Raw genomic sequence first — 26,553 nt, 5'->3', positions numbered from 1 at the left:
TTGGGCTGCTTTTTCTTATCAAGAAATATTTAATTTAGATTGAGTAGGTTAGGCATGAATACAACACGTGTAGACTCCCATTTTTCTAAAGTGACAAAACTGAACAAGACACTGGTATTTGCGTTGTTGGCGAGCGCCTTATCGTTTAATGCGATGGCGGATTATCAAGTTGAAGATAGCGAAGGAGTGAAAACCCTAGAAGCTCAACCTGTTAGAGTGGCGGCGCTGAACTGGGACATTGCAGAGCAAGTGATCGAACTCGGTGTAACACCCGTCGCAGTACCTGATATTGCAGGGTATACCGATTGGGTTGTTCAACCCGCTATTCCTAAGGGGGTTGCGGATATCGGTACTCGAACTGAACCTAACTTTTCTGCACTTAAGAAACTCAACCCTGATGTGATTCTTATTGCTTCACCTCAAAAAGATTTGCAGGAGCGACTTTCTGAAATCGCGCCTGTGCTTTACTACCAGACATACAGTGAACAACACAGTAATGCTGAAGCTGCTATTGATAACTTCAAAAAAATAGGTCAATTGCTTGGCAAAGAAGAGCAAGCGAGCAACAAACTGGCTGCGATGGATGAACGTATTGTTGCCCTCAAAGCCGAACTAGACAAAGCGTATCCGGGTGACAAGCCGAAAGTGACTTCTTTCCGATTTGCAAGCACCACTTCGGTATTCATTTATGGTGATAACTCGATTCCACAATATGCGCTTGAGCAACTTGGCTTTGAAAATGCGATGGAGCTTCCTGCGAGCCAGTGGGATATCAGTCAAAAGCGTATGACCGAACTTAAGAAGGTGAAGAATGGCATTGCGCTTTACTTTGAACCTTTCCCGTATCAAGCAAAGTTAGACAGATCTCCGATATGGCAAAGTATGCCTTTTGTTCGTACTGAACAATTTAGCCCTGTGGCAGCAAGTTGGAGCTACGGTGGTGCGATGTCGATCCTGTATAACGCGGAAGCCTTGGCACAATCATTATTGGCGCTAGCGGAGCATTAATGAAATCCAGTGGTTTGATGGTGGGGGTAGCGCTATTTCTCGCTGCCCTTATTCATTTATGGCTAGGCCAGTCTGAATTTGGGTCTGTCGTTCAGTTGTTCCAGCAAGTTTCACAGGTCAGTGACATCGTGACATTCAATAGAATGGTTGATGATTCATTCGAGTTGATGGCGTTACTTAATGTCAATTTACCTCGTTTGGTGATGGCTATTCTGGTTGGTGGAACACTCGGCACTATCGGTAGTTTGTTCCAACAGTTAACGCAGAACCGCATGATGTCTCCGCTCACACTCGGTACTTCATCAGGTGCATGGCTTGGCTTGGTTATTCTGAATGTGGTCGCGCCGATGTTGGTCGCTCAATATTCAGTTTGGTTTGCACTGACAGGGGCGCTGCTTGCTATGGGGCTGATTGTCTCCATTGTTGGCATCAAAAACATGAGCGGTTTGCCGATTGTTTTGGCGGGCATGGCTGTTAACTTACTGCTCGGTGCATTTGCGACGGCGATTATTTTGCTTAATGACCAGTATGCGCAGAACTTGTTTATTTGGGGAGCTGGCGACCTTGGTCAGAATGGTTGGGAACAAGTGTTTTGGTTGATCCCTAAACTGCTGCCAATCTTTGCTATTTTCCTGTTGGCTCCGAGGGTTCTGACTCTGCTTTCGATTGGTACAGAAGGGGCTGCTGCACGTGGTCTTAATATCGGTACGACCTTCTTTGTACTAATGGCGATTGGCGTTTGGCTGGTTTCCGTGTCGATTACTTCGGTAGGGGTGATCAGCTTTATCGGTTTGATTGCGCCAAACATCGCGAGACATTTGGGCTTTTTAAAGGCGAAATCTGAACTCATCGCCAGCTGCGTGCTAGGAGCGTTGTTACTTTGTGTGACTGATAGCTTGGCGATTTTCTTGGCACAATGGTCATTGGATATGATTCCAACAGGAACGGCAACCGCGGTAATTGGTGCTCCAGCTTTGATCATTATTGCTCGTAAGCAGATGTCAGCTCAGGATCAGCTATTCTTCTCGATGCCTAAAGGGCCAAGGTCTATTTCACCTCTGGCTTATTTCTTAGTGGGTACGATGATCTTCGCTTTACTGGCGTTGAGTACAATGTCACAGCCCGCTTCTGATATGGGCTACTTTGTTATCCCAGATTCATTTGAATGGTCTATTCGTTGGCCTAGAATGTTAACCGCAATATTCGCTGGTGGCGGTTTGGCTGTGGCAGGTGTGATTTTACAAAGGTTGGTATACAACCCACTTGCCAGCCCTGACATTCTTGGTGTGTCAGCCGGTGCGGTTTTAGCCTTGATTTTCAGTAGCCTGTTTATGGGATACTCGATTCACTCATTAAGCCCGTGGGTAGCGTTTTTGGGCAGTGCAGTAGCACTGTGCTTGTTACTGCTACTTGGTAAAAAGCATCAGTTTGCACCTTCGATTCTCATTCTCACTGGTATCTCATTGACTGCCGTGTTGGAGGCTTTAGTGCAATTTTCTCTAACACGAGTCGGCGAGGGGAAATACACTTTATTGGCTTGGTTGGCAGGCTCTACGTATCGTGTTGAACCTGATACCGCGACGATCATGGCTTTAGTGACAACCGTTTGTATTGGCATTGCCTTACTGTTGAGCCCTTGGGTGACGCTAATTGCAACGGGTCGTCAATTCGCGAGTGCTAGAGGACTGAATATCAACATCGCCTATGTGGCTCTGTTGTGTATTGTCGCGGTTTTATGTTCGATGGTAACAACCACTATGGGGCCGGTCGCTTTTGTTGGTCTACTGGCTCCGCATATTGCCGCCATGGTTGGTGCTCGCTTGGTTCGAGAGCAGATCATCTTATCGTTTTTGATTGGTGCAGCACTAATGTTATTCGCTGACTGGCTAGGGCAAGTGGTGGTGTTCCCTGCTCAGCTTGCGGCAGGCACGTTGGTTTCTATTATAGGTGGAAGCTACTTCATCTTCTTGTTGCTGAAATCTCGAAGAGTGTGAGTGAACGCCCAGCACTTTGTCTGCTGAAATCAGTATTAAAGGCAGTGATTGATGTTATCTATCGCTGCCTTTTTAGTTCGTATGCGTTATTCAACCTGAGCGTAAAATGATCAACCTAGCTCTCGCTTTTGATACGCAAACTTTGCATATGTTAACAAGATGTATGACGCTAAGGTCTGACCACTTAGTTGAGTAGCCCATATGACCGACCTATCTCGTATTACTTGTTCCATTGATGAAAACCAAATTGCGACAGTGGCATTAAATCGCCCAGATAAGCTGAATGCCATTGATATGGGTATGTTTCAAGGCGTTAATGACATGGTTAAGACGCTTAAAAACAACACGGAAATTCGAGCTGTGATCGTGAAAGGTAATGGGGCTGATTTTTGTTCCGGACTTGATGTGAAGTCGCTGCTGAACAGCAAATCTGGTGCGATGAAGCTTTTGTTTAAGTGGTGGCCAACACGTCCTAATGCCGCGCAGTATTTCTCGGTTGGTTGGCGAGATATTCCATGCCCAGTTATCTTTGCAATCCATGGCCGCTGTTGGGGAGGTGGCTTGCAATTGGTGAGTGGGGGAGACTTTAGAATTGCTAGCCCTGATGCGAACTTTTCTATCTTAGAAGCTAAGTGGGGCTTGATTCCTGATATGGGAGGCGCGATAGCCTTTAGAGAGTTGATGCGTAAAGATCACACTCTTGAAATGGCAATGACCGCTAAGGTGATCGATAGCGAGACCGCAAAAGAATACGGGCTTATCACAAAAATAGCCGAAGATCCGTACGCGGAAGCTTATGCCTTGGCATTGGAGTGTGCGAACCGGTCGCCGGATGTTGTCGCTGCCAATAAAAAGCTCTACAACAAAACTTGGTGGTCTAGCCCTGGTGTCGCGTTATTCTACGAGACTTGGTACCAAATCAAAGTCGCTTTAGGCAAGAACAGAGCGATAGCGGCACAGCGTGAAATTCATCCTGATAAACCACGCGCCTACTTAGCGAGAAAATTCAAATAACGTTTGTACAGGAATAATCGATATTCCCTTTGTTTATAGGGCATTGCGGTAACCTTAGAGCAATTTTATGTCTAAGGCTAAATGAGCATCCTGATGAACAAAACTTTTACTTACTCTCTAGCTGCCACCGCTATTCTAACTAGCTTAAATGCGTTCGCAAGTGGTCTATTTTTACAAGAAGCTGTTGTCGCCAACGCAGGTACTACCGGTGCAGGTGATGGTGTGTACACTCGTTCTGCTGCGGCGATGTGGACTAACCCAGCCACTATGTCTCACATGGGCGAAAGTAAGACGACCATCAACACCATGGCGTTTGATCTTGAGATGAAATATCAAGATAACGGTAAAAAGCAACAAGACGGTAAAGCTCACTCAGTGATGCCTTCATTCGGTGCTTTTCATGCTCACCAAGTGACTGACAAATTACACCTTGGTATTGCACTTGGTGCCGTTGGTGGCTCTAGCGTTGATTACGGTAACGAATGGGCAGGTCATCTTTTACTTCAAGATATTACGCTTACTGCGATGCAAGTTAATCCATCACTGAGTTACCAACTGAATGACCAGTGGTCGGTTGGGGCGGGTGTACAATTAAGTTGGGCTGCATTACAACAATCATCTTCTCTTTTTACAGCTAAGCAAGACACTGACTGGGCTTATGGCTACAACCTAGGTGTCATGTTCACACCGACAGACAAGCTTAAATTGGGTGCTAGCTATCGTTCTAAACTCGAACATGAATTTAACAATGATGTAAATGTATTTACTGGCGGCCAGCGTTCATTAAATACAGGTATAGATGTACCTGAAATTGTCGATGCTAGTTTGAGTTATGCATTTAATACTCAGCTTGATCTATTAGCTAGTGTGCAATTTCATCGCTGGAGTCAATGGGATAGCACTGTTTTAGATTTGGGTACAAACCAAAATGGTGGCCTTCCGATTAATCAAACACTAGTGCGCGATTGGGACGATGTATGGAAGTTTGCAGTTGGTGCAGATTACCAACTTAACTCAGACTGGCGCTTAAAAGCTGGCTTCTCTTACGAAACTTCACCACAAGATGACCCAACGATGCAGTATGTCGATCTACCTGTGGGCGAGCAATACCGCTATTCGGTAGGTGCATCGACTTACTGGGATGACATCTTAATTGACGTGTTCTATGAATATGCTGACCTAGGTTCAGTAGACATGGATCGATTTATGGTTGATGGCTCGTTCGATGGCCGTATCCACTTCGTTGGCATTAGCGCGACCTTCTAATGACAGTACGTAAACTACTCGTTATTGGTGTGGCAATACTGGGTTCAACGGGTGCTTTGGCTGAAGAGAAGCACCCCGATGATCCAACCAAGATTGTTACTAAAGCCGGCTTTGCCTACAACGAAGAGCTCAAGTTCTCTGGCTCAATTGGGCTCGACGAAGCGCGAATGATCAACGCTCGTGTCAATGCTGACGGTGAAGAGTGGCGAGTTGGTGGCTCTTGGTTATTGCCTTTGGGAATCGTCAACTTTAACTTTAGTCGCTCTGAATACGACAACGATGCTTATAAGAACAACTACAGTATCGGGACATTTGTTCCACTGAGTTACTTTGATATTGAGCCTTTTGGCTGGCAAATTTTCCCTATGGCGGGTTACAGCTATAACGATGGCGAAGTAGCCGTTTTCGATGATGAAAACGTTGGTTCTGATTACGTGTTGATGCCGAGCTCTACACATGGTGGCTATATTGGTGCCTTCGGCTTAAAAACGATTACTGACGAGTGGTCGATTATGGCCTTTGGTGGAGGCTCAATGGGCTCTGATGACTATTCAGGCTACTGGACTGGTGTAGGGGCAAGTTACAGGTTAACTGATGCACAGTCGTTCAATTTCTTCACTATTTTTGCCGAGGATGACTTTGGTGAAAATAACAGTGTCGGTGCTTCCTACACCTACGAGTTTAAATAAAACTCGTTTGGTATCGATATAATAACCTGAACGTAGGTTCACCGGCTGAGGTGAGCTTACGCTCAGGTTTTTTTATGGATGATTGAATCCAAATTTACTTAGTGTTGGCAAATTAAATGGCTTCGTAACGTTCAATATAGCTTTGCATTACCGCGTTCATCGCACGAGTGATATTAGCGTATTGCGCTTCTTCTAGGTTTGCGAGAGAAACGCGTAGCGACCATGTTGGCGCATCAAACCCAGCCCCCGGCATTACAATCACTCCATGCTCTTCTGCAAGACGAACCAAGAAATCTAATGGTTCATACGTCTCTTCCAACCAAGCAAAGAAACCATCACTGTGAATCGTTTGAGCGATTTCTTTTAGGTCAATTTCGACGTAATAAAACGCACCTGTTTGATCGCCTTCTGCAACGATCGGTGCCGCCAAGTTCTTCTCCATCAAAGTATGATAACGACGACGCACGATCTGCTTTGCTAAGCGCTTATATTCTTCACCGCCTTGCATTAGAGATAGCAGCGAGAACATCGTCATCTGGATTTGTTGCGGAGTAGAAAGGCCAGCAGTGTGATTCAGTGCCACGGCACGGCTGTCAGCCACCAAGCGATCAATAAATTTAAGTTTACTCGGTTCTAGAGTGATGCCTTGGTATCGTGTCGAAAGCGCATTTCGAGTCCCTTCTGGAAGATCACCAATCATACGGTCAAAGTTATTGTCTTCATGTACACCGATTACCCCTAAACGCCAGCCTGTTGCGCCAAAGTACTTAGAGTAGGAGTACACCAGAATCGTGTTTTTCGGAGCAAGCATAGCCAATGACGTGAAGTTATCTGCGAAGGTGCCGTAAACATCATCTGTTAGCAGGATCAATTCAGGGCGACGGTTCGCGATCTCCGCAATCTTGAGCAGCGTCTCATCACTCAGCCTTACTGATGCCGGGTTGCTTGGGTTTACCAAGAAGAACGCTTTGACGCTTGGATCGTTTAACTTCTCTAATTCAGAATCAGGGATCTGCCACGCTGACTCTTCCGTTGCCATGATTTCTACTTTGTTGAGCGAGTAATCCTCAAGCTCTGGCATTTCAATGTAAGGTGTAAAGATTGGCGCGCCAATCGCAATGGTATCACCTTGGTTTAATAGGCGATTGCTCTTCAACGTATTGAAGATATAAACCATGGCTGCGGTGCCACCTTCAACAGCAAACAAGTCAAACTTACCTGAGGGCACTGGCTGAGAGCCTGCCATTTCTTGCTCAATGTATTTGCGAGCGATCAGCTCTGAATACTTAAGCATGCGGTCTGGAACGGGGTAGTTATTCCCTAAAATGCCACCAACCCATTCATAAATCAGCTCATCGCTGTCTACTTGATATTGCTCAGTAACAAACTGGAAGGCTTCAATAAGGAACTGAACGCCTTCTTGCTCTTCATGCTTCTCACAAAACTGTAGGAAACGTAGGCTAATGTCCTCTTTAGCTCCCATACCGCCAAAGCCTTGATAGTCAGAAAAGGTCGCTTTTGACTCTTCTAGTGCAAACATTCCTAATTGAAAGAAGGCTTCGCGTGGCGCTGTTGCTACCCAGTTTGGATTGCCGCGACCAGCGTTGATCATTGTTTTCTCATGTGAATGTTGAGCAAGGTCGATCAGTGTATTTTTTACTTCGAATGGGCTGAGTGTTTCTAGGCGCTGTTCATCTGTGCGTTTCATGGTCTTTTCTCTTTAAATTTTTGATTCGTAAATGCGTTAATTAGGTATTTGGTGCTTGTTCAAGAGGTGTGCTCTTGAACAAGCGGTTGTTCTTTTCAACGAGCGGTTGCTCTAGGAAATTTTGGTAATTAGGTTGACGATGATTGGCCCCCACAAGGTGAGGAAAATATTGGCAACCGCGTAAGTCATGGTGAAGCTCGGTACTGGTGTACTGTTCTGAGTTTTCTCTAGTAGAGACGCGAAGGCTGGGTTAGCGCTGCGGCTACCTGCGACAACGGCTAAGGCTTCGACTGGGTTCTTGATTTTCAGAACGTAGTAGTTGAATAGGAACGTCAGTATTTGTGGAATCATGGTGACCAACACGCCAAGCAGTAATAGCGTCACACCATTTTGCTTGATGGCTGTAAGGGCAGGTGCACCGGCATTGATACCGACAACGGCAACAAATACTGCAAGTCCGAACGTTTGCATAAAGTTAGCAGCGCCGTGGTTAATGCTTCCTAAGCGCGGCGTGCGCATTCTCAGGTAACCGACAAGCAAGCCAGAAACTAGACAGCCTAAGCCAGAACCTAAGGCAATATGCGAACCGCCGATCGAGAAGCCGATCTCACCGATCAGATAGCCCAGTACCATACCGAAGGACATGGTCACAAAGTCGGTGACACTTGGAAGCGGGCTGTTATAGCCAATTTTCTTCTCTACTTTGGCAAGGTCGTCTTTCTGACCGACTAACGTTACTTCGTCGCCTAGGTGCAGCTCGGTATCTGGCAATGTCGAAATGTCATGACCCATACGTGACAGTTGAGTAATGTAAACACCACGACGAATACGTGCGTTGGTTTCATCGTGAAGCTTACGTAGCGTAATACCCGCTAACTTTTTGTTGGTGAGGACGACTTTTTTCTGCGTGTGAACCACATTGGTTTCTTCGCTGAATTCGCCAAGCTCGATACCAAGAGAGGTCACTTTCGGAAAGGCTTGCGTAAGACCTGTCAGGTAGACTTTGTCATCGGCAGCCAGAATCGGGTTCTTTGCTATATCTAACATCGAGTCTGAATCTCCATGTTGGCGGTAAATCGCTTCAATCGTTAGATCAGAATCGAACGCTTCTTCCAACTCAACAACGCTCTTGCCTACAAATACTGAGTTTGCTGTGACTTGATAAGCGCGAGAAGAGACACGGTTGAGTGCCGAGAATTCACCTTCATTAAGTTGTTTGCTGCCTGAGCCCATTTGTTCAGCCAGTTTCTTGGCTTCTTTAGTGATGTTCCAACCCATTACCATTGGGATTAGAGACATCATCAAGATAGGGCCAAGAGATCCAAAGATGTAGGTAATCGAGTAGCCTACCGCCACATTGGTTTTGAGTGTTGAGGTGACATCGGGTGCAAGGTTTAGCTGATCAATGGCGTTACCTGCAGTACCTATGATCGCCGATTGTGTAAGACCGCCCGCAGCAAGACCCGCCGCTAAACCTTTATCTAGGCCTGCCCATTTAGCTAATACAACAACGGTTACGAGCCCAACAAACGTCATTACGAATGAGGCGAATAAGCGCGTTAGTGATGAAAGGTGAAATGATGAGAAGAACTGCGGTCCTCCGTTGTAACCCACCATGAAAATAAACAAAGCAAAGAAGATACTTTTTACTTCATTGGAAATTGTAATTCCGCCGATTTGGCCAAGCCCAACGGCGACCAAAAGCGAGCCTGCAATCCCACCTAATTCAAACTTACCGATTTTAATTTTACCGATTAAGTAACCAAGTCCTAGAGATAGGAATAGAGCTATAAATGGATAGTCTCTTAATTGTTCAATAATAAATGACATGATAAACCTTTAAATGAAACACCTTCGACATTTCACTTTAATTAATACGTTAACTTGTAAATGATAAATACTTATTGATTTCTATCGATTGTTCGCACCTAAGAGTTGCTTGTCTTATGGTGTAATCGAGATGACTTTTTATGAGCATGGGTTTTATCTTTGTGATGCTTATCATGGTGACCATCAGGGTGGTGATTTACTAAATGTTTATGACCTTCTCGATTACCACCATGTGGTTGACCAGAATGAGAGGGCTGATGTTCTCTATATTCCAAATGGTCTTTGCTGTGTTTATGTTTGACTTCCTCTCCGTATACTCGTTTCATTTTTTCTTTAATAGCGACTTTGGTGTGGTGTGATTGATTAGACATATTATTCTCAGTTAGTTGTTTAAGGAACGATGAGAATTATATCTATCGATGTCGGATATAAATCATTTCCAAATAAAATCGCCATAAAGCCGGGAAATGATTTTTGCTTGATAAATTTTTATCAAACTGTTGTATTTATTGGTTTTATTTTTATTTTATATATGTTGATTTCAATGTTATGTCAGTTTGATTTATTGGGTTTGCCGATAGTTAAAATAGTCGCACTTCAAAACCAAGGTGAACACATGAGTAAGTATAAAGGCGTAATTGTTGGGTCAGCTTTATTTATATTATTGTCTTTTGTATTTGGCTTTCATTATGTAAAAAGCGAGATAATAAAAGAGAAAGTAGCGAATTTTAAATTTCCAGCTGTATCGGTAACAACTGAAGTTGTCAATAAGGATGTTTGGAATGAGCATTTAAATGTAATTGGTAATATCCATGCTAACCAATCAGTAGACGTAACGAGTCAAATATCTGGGCAAGTAAAAGAGGTGCTTTTTAAATCAGGTCAATTTGTTAATAAAGGTGACGTTCTAGTTAAGTTGGACGATGCATTATTGAAGGCAAACTACAAAAGCCAGTTGGCAAAGGTAGAGTTGGCGAGAACAGAGTTAAAAAGAAACAGAAGGCTATTGAAAAATAATAGTGTCTCTCAGAATTCGGTGGATAAGCTAGCCGCTCAATTTAATGCCGAATCAGCGAAGTTAGAATATATTTCTACACAGGTTGAATATATGAAAGTTAAAGCGCCTTTCTCTGGGCATGTTGGAATCAGAAAAATAGACGTGGGGGACTTTATCAATTCGAGCACAGCGATTGTGGATCTTGAAGATAACTCAAAACAGTATGTCGACTTTTCTATTTCGGAGCTTTATCTACACAGTGTGCAAGTAGGACAAGATCTGCAGTTTAAATCTGATGCAGCGAATGATGCCACTTATCACGCGACCATAACTGCTATTGAGCCTAGTTCAGATGCGAACACACACAATATCGAATTACGAGCTGTGACGACTGAATCTGTGCCGTTGGAGTCGGGTATGTATGTGGATGCAACACTAACCACTTCCGATTCAAACACGGTGATCAGTGTGCCATCCGTGGCAATCAGCTACACCTTATCTGGCGATACTGTGTTTGTTCTAGATACTTCAACGAAACAAGTGAGCACGAATTCTGGAGCTTCAAGTTCAGCCAGCACAAGTTCAAGCAAGCAAGATTCAGAAAAGGCAGAAACACCATTTTACGAATACAAAGTGGTCCAGCGCACAGTGGAGATTGGTCCAAAACAGGGTGGTTATGTTGGTGTTCTTTCTGGCTTGAAAGAAGGGGATGTTGTGGTGACTTCAAATCAGCATCAGCTTAAAAACGGCGGTTTGGTTTTGGTAAACAATCAACGACCGCTTGTTACTCATGCGCAGCCAAGTAAATAGGAAAATCCCATGACATTTACTGATGTATTCATCAAACGTCCGGTGTTGGCGACGGTATTAAGCCTTGTGTTGGTGGTACTGGGGCTTAAAGCTTTTACTTCACTGCAGGTTCGTCAGTACCCGGAAATTGAAACGGGTGTGATCACTATTACCACCAGCTATCCCGGTGCCAGTGCGTCAAGTGTGCAAGGTTATGTGACCCAGCCACTACAGGCTGAAATTGCTCAAACAGCGGGTATTGACTACATGACATCAGACAGTGCCTTGGGTAAATTGGTGATTACGGTTTACTTGAAGTTAGGTTATCCATCCGATGGTGCATTGACGGAGATTTTGTCTCTGGTGCAGCAAGTGAAATACAAGCTGCCCTCTGGAGTCTTGGATCCAAGTATTCTTAAATCGACTTCTCAATCCCCAATTCTGTATGTCTCTTTTTCAAGCGACACACTGAAAACAGAGCAAGTATCTGACTATGTGAGCCGAGTGGTCAAACCGACGTTCTCAACTGTAGAAGGGGTGTCTAAAGTCGATATGTTGGGTCAGCAAGATTTCGCGATGCGTATTTGGCTGAAACCTCAAAAATTGGCGTCTTATGGCTTAACGGCAACCGATGTACAAAATGCACTGCGAGCAAACAACATTGTGAGCGCGGCAGGCAAGTTACAAAACCCATATATCGAAGTCGATATTAATGCTCATACTGACTCGAGCTCGGTGGCTGATTTTAAAAACATGTCACTCAAAGCCCACGATGGGCAACTGGTGCACTTGAAAGATGTTGCCACCATTGAGTTGGGCGCAGCCACTTATGACTCGGACGTTGAGTTTAATGGCGTGACTACGGTAGCAACAGCGATCAGCAATACCGCGACATCTAACCCATTAACCGTGGTTGAAGGTATCTATGACTTATTACCTCAGATTAAAGCGGGTCTACCTGATGGTATAAAAGCCGACGTGGTGTACGACTCAACCAAGTTCATTGAGACATCAATTGAAGAAGTAGCCAAGACTTTGATGGAAGCAGCGCTGATCGTTGTGATTGTCATCTTTGCGTTCCTCGGTTCGATGCGTGCGATGTTAATCCCGTTGGTGACCATTCCATTATCCTTGATTGGCTCGATGTTCTTCATGTTGAGTATGGGCTTCAGTATTAACTTGTTGACGTTACTGGCAATGGTGCTCGCGATCTCTTTGGTGGTGGATGATGCGATTGTGGTCGTAGAGAATACATTCCGTCACCTTGAGGATGGTACTAATCCAATTAAAGCGGCTATCAACAGTGCACGCGAAATTGCAGGCTCTGTGATTGCTATGACCATTACTTTGGCTGCGGTGTATGCGCCGATTGGCTTCATGGGGGGCTTAACCGGTAAGTTGTTTACCGAGTTTGCTTTCACCTTAGCGGGCTCTGTTTTGATCTCTGGTTTTATCGCACTCACGCTCACGCCAATGATGTGTTCAAAACTACTTAATAAGTCGATTTTGGATGGAAAACTCGTTAAGAAGATCGATGCGGTTATTGGTGGTTTGACTGAGCGCTACCGCAAAGTGTTAGAACATGTGCTGAATAACCGTGTTTATATCTGGCCAGTAGTAGGGGCACTGATGATCAGCTTGGTGTTCATGTTCATGAATACCGCTTCTGAATTAGCGCCGGAAGAAGATCAAGGCGTAATGATCGTGATGGGACAAGGGCCTGCCCAAGCCAATACTGATTACATTCGTCACTTCACGCCAGCTCTTATCGACGCCATCGGCAAAAATGACGAAGTTGAAATGACCATGCTAGACAACGGCTACATGAACAACAATGCGTTCTTTGGTTTGGGTGTATTGAAAGATTGGGAATCACGAGAAGCAACCGCAAGGCCTACCATTCCAAATGGTATTGAAGACGCCAACGGGCTCTTATCAAGACCTTTACCAGTATGCTGAAAAGCTAAAAGAGTATGCAGAGAAGAGCGGTAAGTTTATCTATGTACAGAACGACCTGAACTTCAACAAGCCTCAAGTTGAGATCCGTATAAACCGAGATAAAGCGGCACAAATGAATGTCAGCGCTCAAGATGTTGGTACGGTGCTGTCACGCTTTATCAGTGAAGGCTTCGTGAACTATTTCTCAATGGACCAACGTAGTTATCAGGTGATTACTCAAGTACCGAACGAGAATCGTAACTCTTGGAATGATTTGAAGAACTACTACGTACGTTCGAATACAGGGGAAATGGTGCCATTGGCATCCTTAATTGAGATTAGTCAGTCGGTACAACCATCAAAAGTGGACCAATTCCAGCAACTAAACAGTGCCATGATAGAAGCGAAAATGATGCCGGGTATCAGTATTGGTGAGGCTTACCAAGTGATGGAAGAGGGTGCTGCTCAGATCTTACCTAAATCATACAGCACAGACACCTCCGGACAGCTTCGTCAGTTCTTGCAAGAAGGATCATCATTAGTCACGACTTTCTTCTTAGCCTTGGTGATCATCTACTTAGTATTAGCTGCGCAGTTCGAAAGCTTACGCGATCCGCTGGTGGTATTAACCAGTGTTCCGCTGTCGATTTTTGGTGCCTTAATGCCGCTGTATTTGGGGATTGATACGCTCAATATCTACACCGAGGTTGGATTGGTCACCCTAATCGGACTTATCAGTAAACACGGTATCTTGATTGTTGAGTTCGCCAACCAGATGCAAGAGCAATTGAAATGCAGCCGCCGCGAAGCCGCTATCCGTTCAGCAACGGTGCGGATGCGCCCAGTATTGATGACAACCGCAGCGATGGTCGTAGGTGTTGTGCCGTTACTGATTGCAAGTGGTGCTGGAGCACAAAGTCGCTTCTCTATTGGCTTGGTGATCACCGTTGGTATGTCGGTAGGCACGCTGTTTACCTTGTTTGTTGTCCCTACGATCTACACCTATTTGGCGGCGGACCACACCGTAAAGGAACAGGATGATGATTCGCGTGAAGAGCCTGTTCAAATAAACCAGCCATAAACAAGAAAATTTAATCACCACGAATCCCATTGATGAGCTTAGCCGCTTAGGGATTCGTGCACTCAAAATTCAGGAAATTAGAGGTTCACATGAGATTACATTACCTATATCCACTGTTAGCGTTGTTCACCGTTGGCTGCGCAAGTTCAATACCAAATCGGGAAGAAGTTAAAAGCGTCGATTCCCAGCATTATTTTGTGGATAGTCAGTTTGATGACGACATGGCAGGAATGTCTTGGGTAGCAAAGGACAGTGCTTCACACCACTTTAATCAGTTCAAATTCAATAGTGTTGAGATTAAAAGTTCTGGCATCGATAAGCGTGTCTCGAAGACGGTACAGAAGGAGTTCAAGGCGCAGATCCTGACTAGTGTGAACGAGAAACTTGAGCACAAATTACAGGGATACGAGAACAAGTTCTTAGAGAACAAAATGCTGGATATCAGTGTCACTTTGTATGGCATTGACGATATTCCTGAGGATATTCGCGTCACAGAGTTTATTCCGGTTGGCTCTATCATTGGTGCTATCAAATACGCGGTTGGTACTCGTGATCGTTCAATTCGAGTGCTCGCAAGCGTAGACCTAAAGGACCATGACTCTGCTGAGTTGGTGGGGCGCCGTATCTTCGTGGTTAATGATAATGGTGTTCTAGAGAATGATAAATCAGCGATAACGATCGAGATGCTTGATAAGAATGTCGATCAAATCACTAAGCAGGCGGTCGACTTTGCTTTTGAGGTGACTTACCTAAACACAAAGCAAGGTTAAGGCTATGAAGCGCAAAAACAAACTCTGTAGCCAAATGACGTTAATGATGCTGGCTATCGGTGTGAGTTGTTCGGTACTCGCGACCAACGATAATTATGAGCAGTGTATTCTGAGCGCTTTATCTGAAGCGGAAAGCCAACAAAATATCGAATGGCTAAAAGAACAGTGCGTAGCCTTGAAGGCTGATGCTGAGGATAAGACTAAAGAGAAAGAAGCAAATGCAGGTTCATCCGAAAGGTCACCAGAGCAAAAGATCTCGCGATTGAAATTGGAGTACACAACAGAAGATAACCCATTTGTGATTACGCCATATCGTTTGAATTATATTTTGCCCATCACCCACATGACAAGCGTCAATACTGAGCCGTACGGAGATGAGCGATTTGGCGGTAAAGCCGACGATCTGAGCGATGAAGAGATAAAGCTACAGATAAGCTTTAAAATTCCTGTCATGGACAGTGGTGTGTTTAATCAAGAGGACAAAATCTATTTTGGTTTTACGATGAAATCATTTTGGCAGGCGTATTCGTCTGATATATCAGCACCGTTTAGAGAGACAAACTATCGTCCGGAACTGTTTTATGAAACGCCTTTGAATATTGAATCGAGTGATGGTGTCTGGTTCTCTCGATTTGGTCTAGAACATGAATCGAATGGCAGAACTGAGGAGTTGAGTCGCAGCTGGAACCGAGTCTATACAGGGATAGGATACATAGAAGATGACTTCTTAGTTTATCTACAGCCTTGGTATCGTATTCCGGAATCTAGCAGCAGTGACGACAATCCAGACATTGAAGATTACTTAGGACACTATGAGCTGTCGGGGGCTTATAAATGGGAGGACTTTGAGCTATCAGCACTAGGCCGCTACAACTTTCAAACCGGTTATGGCGGCGTTCAAACCTCGCTGAGTTTTCCTCTGTTTGGGCGACTAAAAGGCTACGTACAGTATTATAAGGGGTATGGTGAGAGCTTAATTGATTATGACTACAACAGCGAGCGGATCGGTGTCGGTGTTCTTCTGACTAATGCTTTATAGAGCGACATTTTGAGCTGTATTGCAAAGAGAAACACCGCCAATAAAGGCGGTGTCTACATTACTTGGCGACTTCCAGCTTAGATTCAATCTCAGAGATATTGCTATTGAAGAATAGGGTTTGTGCAACCTTCAAAACCACCGGGTAGCCAGACTCCAAAATGGTTTCGTAGTAATACTCTTCTGCAGCTGCCGGGTTGCCTTTTGATTCCTCTAGCTTGGCCAATATGATGGTGGACATGACGTTGTAATCGTTTCTCGGTATTAACGTCATATAACGCTCAGCTTCATTCGGATTATCTTGTGTGAGGGAATAGGCGGCCAGTGCATCGTAGACTCGATAAGACGTTGGATTAATTCCCGCTGAAAGTAGTTTTTCGCCAAACCGATTATTCAACTTTTTGACAAGCTGCTCTTTTTGAGAGGACTTCAATAAAAAGATATCGGCAAGTTCATACAAATAACGACTCGACATTAGAAAGTGGTTATCAGGCTCAAGCTCGTTGGCTTCGATGATCTTCTTTAAGGTGTCTGTTCTATCCAGAGTCATAAAGGTGAGGCCCAGAGACTCAAGTGCCAGCCTCAACGGTACTTCTTGTTTTGGAAGCTCAGAGATTTGCTGCTTTAAGATGGTTTTCTGAATGTCGATATTAAATGAGTCTAATAAGTCATCGAGCATAGTTCGCATCGTGCTGTGCAGAGAAGAGGCATCAATCAGGTAGTCTCGCCCTAAATGTTTGAAGTTAGAGATGCGATTGAAATAAGTGATATCGAGATACTCTCTGTCGCCCTCTGTTTTGATTTTAAAACTGACCACGTTTGCCGAGTTAGGCACTAAGGTTTCGTCCACTATGATACGAAAATTTCGGTAGGTCGTAACATAGCTCATCAACTTATGAACAATACCGCGCATAAAGGCATTGTTCTTTAAATTCTCATCCACTCTAACGTAGATGTAACGGGGTTCGAGTGATAAGTAATGAACCGTAGCGTGTGCTTTATGCTCTTCAATGACTTGGTGATTAGTTACGGCACTCGACTTAGTGTCAGAATCCGAAGCGTGATTTCTTGAATACGCTCGCTCTGTGGTAACAAGGGTCGAGCTATCAATACTGTTATATGACTCGTTCGGTGATTGGACCCACCACCAAAACACGCCAATGGCAATAACGATAGCGCTTGCAGCCAAAGCACCGACAGCAACCACTAAAGGGGAGGTTTTTGCCGGTTTTTCTTTAGGTTGAGCTGTTGATGAGGTTTGTGTTTGATGGCTTGAGTTTGGCTGTTCGAAGTGTGTTGATGAACCAGTTGAAGTACCTGAATTATTGCTTTTTGATTCTGCCAAGTTTGGTGTCGTATTGGTTTGATTATCTTGAATACTAGTGTCTCGGTGCGTGACATTAGCGCTGATTGTTCCACTGCCATTCAGGGTGCCATCATTACCTTGTTCAGCAGAAGGTTCACTTTGAGAAGAGCTAGTTTGTGGTGGGTGATTTTCTGTATCAATGGTGCTAGCTTCATCGATTGAAACCGTATTGACCTGCAATGATGGGGTAATTAGGACATTTTTTTGCACCTCGACATCAAGTTTGTACCCTCGTTTAGGGACTGTGATGATGTAGCCCATCGAATGTCGTTCAGCCGATTTCAAGGTTTTTCGCAGCTCAAAAATCGCTTGAGTAATCACTTGATCCGTCAAGATTGAGCCATTCCAAACCTCATTAATGAGCTCATCGCGTGAGAACACAATGTTAGGGTTCTTACAGAAGAAGTCTAATAATTTAGACAAACGATTATCGATAATCACGTCTTCATTATCCATGATGAGCTTGTCTTCATCTGGGATAAACAGCCACACGTCGAAAGAATATTGGATGCGCTCTTTTTTCATAAGTACCGATACTAAGTCTTTGTATTAAAATTACTTTAGTAGACAAGTATGGGCAATTCAATGAACCAATGTTCAATAGTGATAAGTGTGCGTGCTTTTGACGCAGCCATACGCTGACTACGAACTATACATTTAATATTGAGAATTATTCGCATTTATTGATCTAAGCGAAAGAACCGATTAGATTGTGTCGTTAATATTAGGAACAACATGATTCTTTTGAGGTATCTATGAGTACAGTCGTTGTATGGGGAGCGGGTAGTGGCTTAGGCGCAGCAATGGTCGAGCACTTTCATCAACAAGGTTTTGAAGTGATCGCGATTGCTAGAAACCCAGAAAAGAACCCACGCTTGGCTATCCTTGGAGTAACAACACTGAGCTGCGATGCGACCGACAAGCAACAAGTTGAGAATACGGTGGCTGAGTTGTAGAAATCGGCGTTGGTGATTTCAAGTATGGGCAGTTTTAGAGCGGATGTGCCAGTGGACTATATTGGTCACCGGTATGTGATTGATGCTCTGGAAACGAATGACATTAAGCGCTTTGTATTGGTGACGTCTTTAGGTTGCGGTGATTCATGGCAATACTTGTCAGAGCGCTCTAAGAAAGGATTTGGCGCTGCCGTTCGTGAAAAATCGTTGGCGGAAGCGTGGTTAATGTCGAGCTCGTTGGAGTACACGATTTTACGTCCCGGTGGCTTGTTAGATGGTGAAGTGACGGGTAACGGTGAACTTTCTCAACAAGTGGAAGTTCATGGCGTGATTTACCGACAAGAAGTAGCTCGTCTTATCGAAACCTTACTGGCAAACGACGCGAGTATCGGACAAGTGTATCGTGTATTGATCCTACCGTTAAGTATGGATAAAGCCCGGTATTGCTTTCTGAAGGTATTCCCATCTAGTGAAAAGTTTTGAGGCCGTTTAGTCTCACTGAGCGGCTTTTTTTGTTTTCTCTCCTCAACGATTTCCATTTTAAGCAAATGTTGCCTGTTTCTTGTATGAGAGTGCCTCTCTCTTAATCTAGATTAAGTTTTGCCTGTCTTATTCTCTGTAGTATCCGCGCAATCAGCCTCACACTAGATGGGGCAATGGCGTAACACGATTGAATGAGGATTAGATTTGAGTACTTTGTTTGCAGAAACCCGCATTGGCACCATGACACTGAAGAACCGTTTTATGAGAAGTGCAACGTGGGAAAATATGGCGACTGAAGATGGTCATATGACAGATAAACTTTACGCTATCTATGAAGAGCTAGCTCAAGGTGAGGTTGGCTTGATCGTGACGGGTTACGCGAACATTGTTGAAGAAGAAAAGCCGAATGCTGGCATGATGGGTATGTATAACGACTCGTTTATCGAGGAGTATAAAAAGCTAACTCAGTTGGTACATGACAAAGATTCTAAAATCGTAATGCAATTGGCTTATGGCGGTACGAAAACCACGTATGACCTTGGAGAGCGAGTGATCTTCGCACCGAGTGAGGTTCCTGAAAAAGGGACTCAAACACTGGGTAAAGCAATGACCAAAGAGGAAATTGACTACATCGTTGATGCGTTTGCCAAAGCGTCATTAAGAGCGAAACAGTCGGGCTTTGATGGTGTAGAAATTCATGCTGCTCACACGTACCTGATCAACCAGTTCTTGAGTCCTTATTATAACCAACGCGAAGATGCATACGGCGGTAGCTTGGAAAATCGCATGCGATTCTTGCTAGAGATCTACGCGTCAACACGTAAGTTGGTTGGTGATGACTTCCCTATCTTGGTTAAGCTGACGGCTTCTGAGTTTTTCGAGGGGGAGTGACCTTCGATGAAACGCGTTTGGTGTGTAAAAAGCTTGAAGAAGTAGGTGTTGATGGCATTGTCGTTTCTGGCAACATTCATGGCAAAGCCGACACCATGATTGGCGAGTCACACGACGGGTTTACTATCCAAGCTGAGGGTTACTTCCATGAATATGGCCACGCAATCAGCCAAGACGTCGACATTCCTGTTATCACGGTGGGCGGCTTAACGGATTTTGATGCCATTGAAGAGATCGCAAATAATACAGGTATCGAGTACTTTGCACTTTCTCGACCTCTATTATCTGAACCTCATCTAATCAAATGCTGGAAAGAGGGCGACCGAAGCCCAGTTGAGTGTGAGAGATGTTCCAAGTGTCGTACTAAGCGCGGCAACTTCTGTGTGGTAAACAAAGATAGAAAAGTGCAGCTAGCTAAAATGTAGTTACTTAACCCATAGCTAAGCGTGAACATAACGCTAAACATGAGCCTGTGTAATACCGCAGGCTCTTGTTTTTCTGACTCTACATGAACTGATATTTGAAACCTTATTAATCACATTTCTCTGTCAAATGAGTTGGAGTTAATGGGTAGAATAGCTCGATAAAATTATCAACAGAACTTTCCTCCTAGCTTGAGCATACTGTGAAATTACTTCCTCTTTTAAAGCAACCTCGAATCCACTGACGCCTCTTAGTTTTAGCGGCATTGCTATGATTTAAGTATGGCACTCACTGTTCCCCCCAGCCTTTCTTGTGCCTATGGGGCGCTTGTTTGTGCATGTTTAGATCTTCAACGTCGAATCTTTTGATATTTAAACGAATAAAACTAAAGAAGTTAATCAGAGGTAGAAATGCAAAATAAGCATTGGTCTAAATTCGAACTGCTGCATGAGGTCGTCATCAATCCTAATATTCACATCAAGGGTCAACATAGCTATTACAGCGATTGTTGGGATAACGGGTTTGAGCGTTCAGTCGTTCGTTATCTGCATGGTGATGAGGTCAGCCGTCAGTGGGAGCCTCGCTGGGAAATCGATGAGCTCTACATCGGGGATTATGTCTGCATAGGAGCCGAGGTTGTGATCCTTTTGGGCGGCAATCACACCCACAGAATTGATTGGTTCTCTTTGTATCCATTTATGGACGCGATCGACGAAGCCTACATCGGGAAGGGCGATACTCATATCAAAGACGGAGTTTGGTTAGGTATGCGTGCCATGATCATGCCGGGTGTGACCATCGGAGAAGGGGCGGTTGTCGCTGCGAACAGCGTAGTAACCAAAGATGTGGAACCGTACAGTATTGTTGGTGGTTCTCCCGCGAAGTTAGTTAAACACCGCTTTGATAAGTCTATTATCGAAGAGCTATTCTCAATGAAGATATACGACTGGCCACCAGAGAAATTTGAGTCATTGAGACAGTATTTGTGTGATTCAGATTTATCTAAGTTAAAGCAGGCAATCACTGATTATGACAAGGGTTTGTAAGGGATAACTAAAAACACGGGTTTACGTATAAAGATCTTTGTCATATTTATCTTGAAAAATACGTTAAATCAGTTTGTTACCTTGCAATACCCAACATGGTGTACCAATCTTATTTCATAAGCATGGATAAGGATTGTGTATGCCCGTAACGTCAGTAAAAAACAAAGGGGTAGTAAGGAAAGTCTTACTGCCTTCTTTACTTATTAACCTCTTGTCATTAGCCGTTCCATTAACGGTTCTCCAGATCTACGATCGCATTCTTCCTAATCAAAGCTATGGTACGGCCACACTGCTTTTAGCTGGGGCAACGCTAGCCGTAGCCATGGAAGCTCTCATACGTTTTGTTCGCACTTGGCTTTTGTCTGCCGCGGCCAGCAATACAGAAAAAGCCACTTACCAAACTTTGGTTGAAAGGGTGACGACTGCTTCATCAGGCCACCTTCGTAAGCTCGGTGTGGGCGGTGTCGAAGAGGGACTAGGATCGGTATCCAAAGTTAAGGATTGGTATTCTGGTGGAATAATCTCCGGCTTTATCGACTTGCCTTTTGCATTGATCTTTCTTGGGTTAGTGGCTTATATCGGCGGTGAGCTAGTGGTGATACCTTTGGCAGTTTGGCTTATTACGCTTGGTATTGTCTGGCTGTCTTCTATCCGAGTGAAAAGTTTAAGTGAAGAAGCGTCTAAAGATGAGCAGGAGAGAAAAGCCTTCTTAATTCTTCTTAGTCAAACTATTCAGGGTATTAAACGTCAGGCTGTTGAATCTCGAATTTTTAATCAGTTTAAATCGCTCAATAATATCCGCTCTCAATCCAAAGCCAAAGAAGAACAGAACGCTTTCGCTCAAGAATGTATTCAGCTTGCCGTACTCGCGACTTCTGTGTTGTTGGTGATTATCGGGAGCTTGTGGGTATTGGATGGCCAATTAACAACGGGTGGGTTAGCAGCATGCTCCATCTTATCGGGTAGAGCGGTTGCGCCTCTGAGTGCTCTGGTTGGGGTTCGAATCAAGCTTAATTCAATCCATAGTGCCAATCAGGCAATAGAAAAGTTAGGGGACTTATCACTGGCTGAGTCCGCTGGTTCTGAGCTTAACTTCTCTGACTTTGAGACTTTAGAAATCAAGCAAGCCACCGTTGAAAGGTATGGTGAACTCGCCAGTGCGGATGTGACGCTGAATAAAGGCGAGCTGGTGTTGTTAGAAAGTGAAGATCGCCACATCAATAGTCACTTACTGTCTTCGATTGCTGGGATTGATGATTTAGCCGCGGGTGAGTGCTTCATTAATGGCGAAGCCGTTTCTATTGCATCTGTCGCTCAAGTTACAGCTTACTGCGGGGTTAAAGGGCAGTTAGTCTCAGGTACGATTCTGGACAATTTGTGTGGATTTGATCCTGAGAGAACACAAAGCGCCAATGATTACGCTGAGCGCTTAGGATTAACCAAAGAAATTACCCGTTTACCTGATGGGTTAGAAACACAAATCGGCCATACAAGTGCCTCTTTGTTGAGTATGGGCAACATTAAAATGCTCAATATCGCGGCTCAATTAGCGAGTGGCAAGCCCGTTATCATGCTAGAAAGACCGGATTCATCGCTCGATCTCAATGCTCTCGGGAACCTGGTTAAGGTGCTGGACGAAGAAGTATTGGCAGGGCGCACCATATTGATGGTGAGCTATCATGCAAAACTTCGCGAAATAGCGAGTCGAACAATTACAGTAGAAAACGGTTCGATTGCCGAAGACAGTTCTAATAAGCAGGAGGTCATTGCATGAATCGTTTAGATGCTAATCGCCATGGCGAAACAGACGGTCAACATGAGCCGATGAACCGACTGGAAACTGAAAGCCTTTCTGTACTCAAGGCGTTGGAAGTAAATGCGAATATCCAACTGTTCGCTCGTCAATGGGTTGATGAGAACGGCATTGAATCAATAGATGATATGTTTGCCCTGTTTGATAGGCTTGCATTGCCATATCGCTTGGTTGCTAACCTAGATGAGGTGGGCGATCACAAATTAGTTCTCCTAGTTCTTAGTGAAAGTGAATTGGTTTCTGGTCACTTGGAGTCAAAACAGTTTGTGGCTGTTGATGGCAATGAAGACGTTTCAGAGGTTCCTCAATTTTGCATTGTGATCGAAGGGGCGCCATTGGAGAAGGCTTCTCCGGATTGGGTTGGTGAACGGTTACATGCTTTTCGTCCTATCATTCCTAAATTGCTCTTGGTCAGCTTTATCACCAATCTATTTGCTCTCGCAGTGCCATTTATCACGATGTCGATCTATGACCATGTAATTGGTGGCGATGCTGGGCACGAACTGCAAGGAATTGCCATTGGTGCCGCCTTGTTGTTTGTGATGATGGGTTGGTTAAGAACATTGCGCAGTCGAGTGTTTGCTACTGTGTCTAACCGAGTTAGCCGCGAGATATCTCAATCCCTTGTGCAGCGATTATTAAGAAATAGCTATGCTCAAAACCAGCAAACGGCCTCGTCTAGTCAGCAAAACCAAGTGATGTTATCTGAGCGTATTTCAGGTGTGTTATCAGGACCACTTGGTAATGCGTTGTTTGATTTGCCTTTCATTGCCATTTTTGTCCTTGCGATAGGAGTGCTAGGTGGATGGCTAGTACTGGTTCCAATCGTCTCTTTAGTTTTGTATTACCTGTTAGCTAAGCGTTCGATACGTTCGAGTAGTAAGCGGTCAATGCAATCGACGGTTGCAGGCACTAATCGTCAAAACATGACTAATGAGTTGACGTCTAAGCTTGCCTTTATTCGTAGTGCTGGATTTTCAGAGCACTGGATTCAACGTTTCCAAAAGGCCAATCTGCTTGCCTCTACGGTGACATTTAATCAATCGGTGCTGCAAAGTCGATACACCTCGATTTATTACTTTATTGGAGTGGGTTCAACACTGGCTGTTATGGGCTTAGGTATTGGGCTTATTTTCGAGCAAGTGATGACGCCTGGTGGTTTGATTGCATCAATGATGTTGATTTCCAAAGTGACTGGGCCTGCGCAGGTGCTGGCAAACAGTGCGATGCGTTTTAATAGCTTTAATCAATCTAAGCTGCAGGTAAATCGTATTCTGTCTCAGCCGTCTGAACGTGAATTCAGTTACCAGCATCATCCATTGCCAATGGTTGCTCCGAGCTTGAAGTTAGATCAAGTGACTCTCCGATATCCTAAACAGAGTCGCCCTGCATTGAATGGGGTAAGTTTTGATGTTGAAGCGGGGGATATTGTCGCGATTACAGGCCCTTCAGGCAGTGGTAAGTCGACATTAATTGAAGTGTTGTCCGGATTACAGCCTATTCAAAACGGCATGGTTGAGTTGAAAGGGGTAAACCTTGCTCAGTACGATCCGCAGCTCTATCGACACTGGTGTTTCATTCGTGCCGCTTACCCCGACTTACTTACATTGAGTATTCGAGAGTGGCTGAGTGATGGGCATAAAGTTGAAGAGCAGAAAATGATATCAGCCATTGAAATGGTTGGCGGCAAGCGCTGGTACTCCACCTTACCAGATGGGTTGGATACCTCTATCAGTAGCATCCAGCCGGATAGCCTGTTTGACATGTTGTCAGGTACCGTCGCTCAGATCCTCATTGACGCCAAAGCTTTGGTGTATGACTACCCGATGTTCCTAATGGATAACCCGGTGCCTGATGGCCATCCCAATGCTAAACGTGTATTCGGTGAGTTCTTAGCGACGAAGAAAGGAAAAGCAACGGTGATCTATACATCGCACGATCCTGATTTGATTAAGCTCGCTGGTAAAGTCGTGGTGTTAGATGAGGGGGCAGTGGTTTATGCTGGTCCTCTGGAGCAGCCATCAGAGTCTCAAGAACAGCAGTTATCTGACACACAAGAGTTACCAAAGCAAAAAGTAGAGTCAAAGCAAGGAGTCGCTAATGGCTAAAAAACCTATCGAGACTGGCAAGCGTTACGGTGAGCTTGTTGAATCACAAAATACAGCTCGAACATTGGCGCTGGCGACATGGTCCGTTGCCTTGTGTGTTATTGCTTTTGTCACTTGGTCTGTGGTCACCCAAGTGGATGAAATCGCTAAAGCAAAAGGTGCGGTGATTCCTGAAGGGGAAAAGCAAGTATTACAAAGTGCCATTGGCGGTAAGTTAAAGCAAATTCTCGTTAAAGAGGGTCAACTGGTAGAGAAAGGACAGCCGCTTGTTGAGTTTGATGCGACTTTCCAGCGTACAGCTCTCGAAGAGTTGAAATCTCAGCAAGTAACTTTGCTTGCGAGTATCGAGCGTATGAACGCTTTGCTAGACAATCGTGAACCGAATTTTGGTGAGTTTGAAATTGATTTTCCGGAGATCGTTAGCCAACAAAAGGCGCAGTTAAATGCTCAAAAAGGGCTCTACTATCAAAAGCGCATTGTACTGGAAAAGGACAGTGAGCAGATAGCAGAACAGCTTCGTGTCGTAGAAAAGTCTCTACCTAGCTATGACAAAGAGCTAAGTGCCACCAAGCAAGAACTGAATATCCTAGAAAAAGGCTATAAGGCCGGGAACATCTCGCGTTTACGCGTGCTTGAAATGCGTCAAAAGTTGGCCAGCATAGAGCAGAAAATTGAAGAAGCTCGCGGTAAGAAGTCGGTTCTTATTAAGCAAGCAGACAGCAATGAGCAAAAAATCGAACAACTTCTTGCGGAGGCTAAAGCAAAAGTAAGTGACGATCGATCTAAAGCGGTATCAGATTTGTCGGCACTTAATGCACGAGTGCGTTCAAGCCAAGCGAAATTGACGAACACCATGTTAGTGTCACCGCTACAAGGCTTAGTACAAAGCCTGCCAAGTACGCAGAACGGCGGCGTTATTCAACCGGGCGGGACTGTGGTGGAGATTGTTCCTGTAGGCGGTAAAGCGGATTTTAAAGCTCGTTTATCTCCGAGAGATATTGGTTTCGTGAACGTAGGCCAGCCAACTCGAATCAAGATTGATGCGTTTGATTACAGCCGTTTTGGTGCTTTAAAAGGAGAGGTTGAGAGTATTTCACCGACCACCAGCCAAAGTGAACGAGGTGAAATCTATTATGAAGTGGTGGTGTCTGTGGAAACGCCATACTTCCGTGATAACCCTGAAAGCTTCTCTATTCTCCCCGGCATGACGGGTGAGGTAGATATCACGACGGGCGAGAAGTCGGTGTTTCAATACCTTTGGAAGCCGATCTACACCAACATCAGCGTTGCATTTGGTGAAAGGTAACTCGAAGAATTACAATCATTCCTTGTCTAGAACGATACAAG

16 protein-coding genes and 3 pseudogenes are annotated in these 26,553 nt (G+C 44.5%); 15 read left to right on the top strand and 4 right to left on the bottom strand.

All coding sequences use genetic code 11. The features are described 5' to 3' along the window. Window positions 1-54 precede the first annotated feature (54 nt). The 5 genes from L1D55_RS13860 (at window position 55) to L1D55_RS13840 (ending at window position 5,971) form a co-directional block, all read left to right on the top strand. Window positions 55-1,008 (top strand): iron-siderophore ABC transporter substrate-binding protein, encoded by a 954-nt coding sequence (locus L1D55_RS13860; RefSeq protein WP_239917819.1) that lies wholly within the window; start codon window positions 55-57, stop codon window positions 1,006-1,008. Further along, entirely contained in the window at window positions 1,008-3,002 is a 1,995-nt protein-coding gene (fhuB, locus tag L1D55_RS13855; protein WP_239917818.1) for a Fe(3+)-hydroxamate ABC transporter permease FhuB, read from the top strand. Before L1D55_RS13860 ends, fhuB begins: the two co-directional genes overlap by 1 nt. Window positions 3,003-3,203: 201 nt before the next feature. Beyond that, window positions 3,204-4,016, top strand: a complete 813-nt coding sequence (locus L1D55_RS13850; protein WP_239917817.1) for a crotonase/enoyl-CoA hydratase family protein — start codon at window positions 3,204-3,206, stop codon at window positions 4,014-4,016. A gap of 93 nt (window positions 4,017-4,109) precedes the next feature. Beyond that, on the top strand, window positions 4,110-5,282 hold the full coding sequence (locus tag L1D55_RS13845; protein WP_239917816.1) for an outer membrane protein transport protein: 1,173 nt from the start codon (window positions 4,110-4,112) through the stop codon (window positions 5,280-5,282). Beyond that, complete coding sequence (locus L1D55_RS13840) at window positions 5,282-5,971, top strand: hypothetical protein (RefSeq protein ID WP_239917815.1); 690 nt, start codon at window positions 5,282-5,284, stop codon at window positions 5,969-5,971. Before L1D55_RS13845 ends, L1D55_RS13840 begins: the two co-directional genes overlap by 1 nt. Window positions 5,972-6,083: 112 nt before the next feature. Here the strand turns inward: L1D55_RS13840 and L1D55_RS13835 are convergent, their stop codons facing one another. The 3 genes from L1D55_RS13835 to L1D55_RS13825 all read right to left on the bottom strand — a co-directional run bounded on the left by L1D55_RS13835 (window position 6,084) and on the right by L1D55_RS13825 (window position 9,880). Then, window positions 6,084-7,679, bottom strand: a complete 1,596-nt coding sequence (locus L1D55_RS13835; RefSeq protein WP_239917814.1) for a bifunctional aspartate transaminase/aspartate 4-decarboxylase — start codon at window positions 7,677-7,679, stop codon at window positions 6,084-6,086. A gap of 111 nt (window positions 7,680-7,790) precedes the next feature. After that, window positions 7,791-9,509 (bottom strand): aspartate-alanine antiporter, encoded by a 1,719-nt coding sequence (aspT, locus tag L1D55_RS13830; protein WP_239917813.1) that lies wholly within the window; start codon window positions 9,507-9,509, stop codon window positions 7,791-7,793. A 98-nt stretch (window positions 9,510-9,607) separates the two neighbouring features. Continuing rightward, entirely contained in the window at window positions 9,608-9,880 is a 273-nt protein-coding gene (locus L1D55_RS13825) for a hypothetical protein (RefSeq protein ID WP_239917812.1), read from the bottom strand. Between the two features lie 173 nt (window positions 9,881-10,053). On the opposite strand from L1D55_RS13825, the gene L1D55_RS13820 reads away from it, so the two are divergent. The 4 genes and pseudogenes from L1D55_RS13820 (at window position 10,054) to L1D55_RS13805 (ending at window position 16,123) form a co-directional block, all read left to right on the top strand. Next, window positions 10,054-11,316 (top strand): efflux RND transporter periplasmic adaptor subunit, encoded by a 1,263-nt coding sequence (locus tag L1D55_RS13820; RefSeq protein ID WP_345772783.1) that lies wholly within the window; start codon window positions 10,054-10,056, stop codon window positions 11,314-11,316. A 9-nt stretch (window positions 11,317-11,325) separates the two neighbouring features. After that, a pseudogene (locus L1D55_RS13815) lies at window positions 11,326-14,314 on the top strand (efflux RND transporter permease subunit). A gap of 89 nt (window positions 14,315-14,403) precedes the next feature. After that, on the top strand, window positions 14,404-15,084 hold the full coding sequence (locus L1D55_RS13810) for a hypothetical protein (RefSeq protein WP_239917810.1): 681 nt from the start codon (window positions 14,404-14,406) through the stop codon (window positions 15,082-15,084). Window positions 15,085-15,088: 4 nt separating this feature from the next. Next, window positions 15,089-16,123 carry a phospholipase A gene (locus L1D55_RS13805; RefSeq protein WP_239917809.1) on the top strand — a complete coding sequence of 345 codons (1,035 nt, stop codon included), beginning with the start codon at window positions 15,089-15,091 and terminating at the stop codon, window positions 16,121-16,123. 58 nt (window positions 16,124-16,181) lie between these two features. On the opposite strand, the gene L1D55_RS13800 is transcribed toward L1D55_RS13805, so the two are convergent. Further along, a complete protein-coding gene (locus L1D55_RS13800) occupies window positions 16,182-18,011 on the bottom strand; it encodes a winged helix-turn-helix domain-containing protein (RefSeq protein WP_239917808.1) in 1,830 nt (609 codons plus the stop codon). Window positions 18,012-18,241: 230 nt separating this feature from the next. Between L1D55_RS13800 and L1D55_RS13795 the strand changes: the two are divergent. The 6 genes and pseudogenes from L1D55_RS13795 (at window position 18,242) to L1D55_RS13770 (ending at window position 26,512) form a co-directional block, all read left to right on the top strand. Next, window positions 18,242-18,876: pseudogene (locus L1D55_RS13795) on the top strand (SDR family NAD(P)-dependent oxidoreductase). A gap of 310 nt (window positions 18,877-19,186) precedes the next feature. Next, window positions 19,187-20,241, top strand: a pseudogene (locus tag L1D55_RS13790) (NADH:flavin oxidoreductase). Window positions 20,242-20,649: 408 nt separating this feature from the next. Continuing rightward, a complete protein-coding gene (locus L1D55_RS13785; RefSeq protein ID WP_239917807.1) occupies window positions 20,650-21,285 on the top strand; it encodes a CatB-related O-acetyltransferase in 636 nt (211 codons plus the stop codon). Between the two features lie 139 nt (window positions 21,286-21,424). Beyond that, on the top strand, window positions 21,425-23,059 hold the full coding sequence (locus tag L1D55_RS13780) for an ABC transporter transmembrane domain-containing protein (RefSeq protein ID WP_239917806.1): 1,635 nt from the start codon (window positions 21,425-21,427) through the stop codon (window positions 23,057-23,059). Continuing rightward, the gene (locus L1D55_RS13775) at window positions 23,056-25,206 is read left to right on the top strand and encodes an ABC transporter transmembrane domain-containing protein (protein WP_239917805.1); all 2,151 of its coding nucleotides are present in this window, start codon (window positions 23,056-23,058) and stop codon (window positions 25,204-25,206) included. Before L1D55_RS13780 ends, L1D55_RS13775 begins: the two co-directional genes overlap by 4 nt. Then, window positions 25,199-26,512 carry an HlyD family type I secretion periplasmic adaptor subunit gene (locus tag L1D55_RS13770; protein ID WP_239917804.1) on the top strand — a complete coding sequence of 438 codons (1,314 nt, stop codon included), beginning with the start codon at window positions 25,199-25,201 and terminating at the stop codon, window positions 26,510-26,512. Before L1D55_RS13775 ends, L1D55_RS13770 begins: the two co-directional genes overlap by 8 nt. Window positions 26,513-26,553: the final 41 nt, after the last annotated feature.

This window comes from Vibrio sp. Isolate22 (assembly GCF_022398115.1).
Taxonomy (GTDB): Bacteria; Pseudomonadota; Gammaproteobacteria; order Enterobacterales; family Vibrionaceae; genus Vibrio.
Note: the sequence above shows the minus strand (reverse complement) of the source record. Positions and strands in the feature narration are given on the sequence as shown.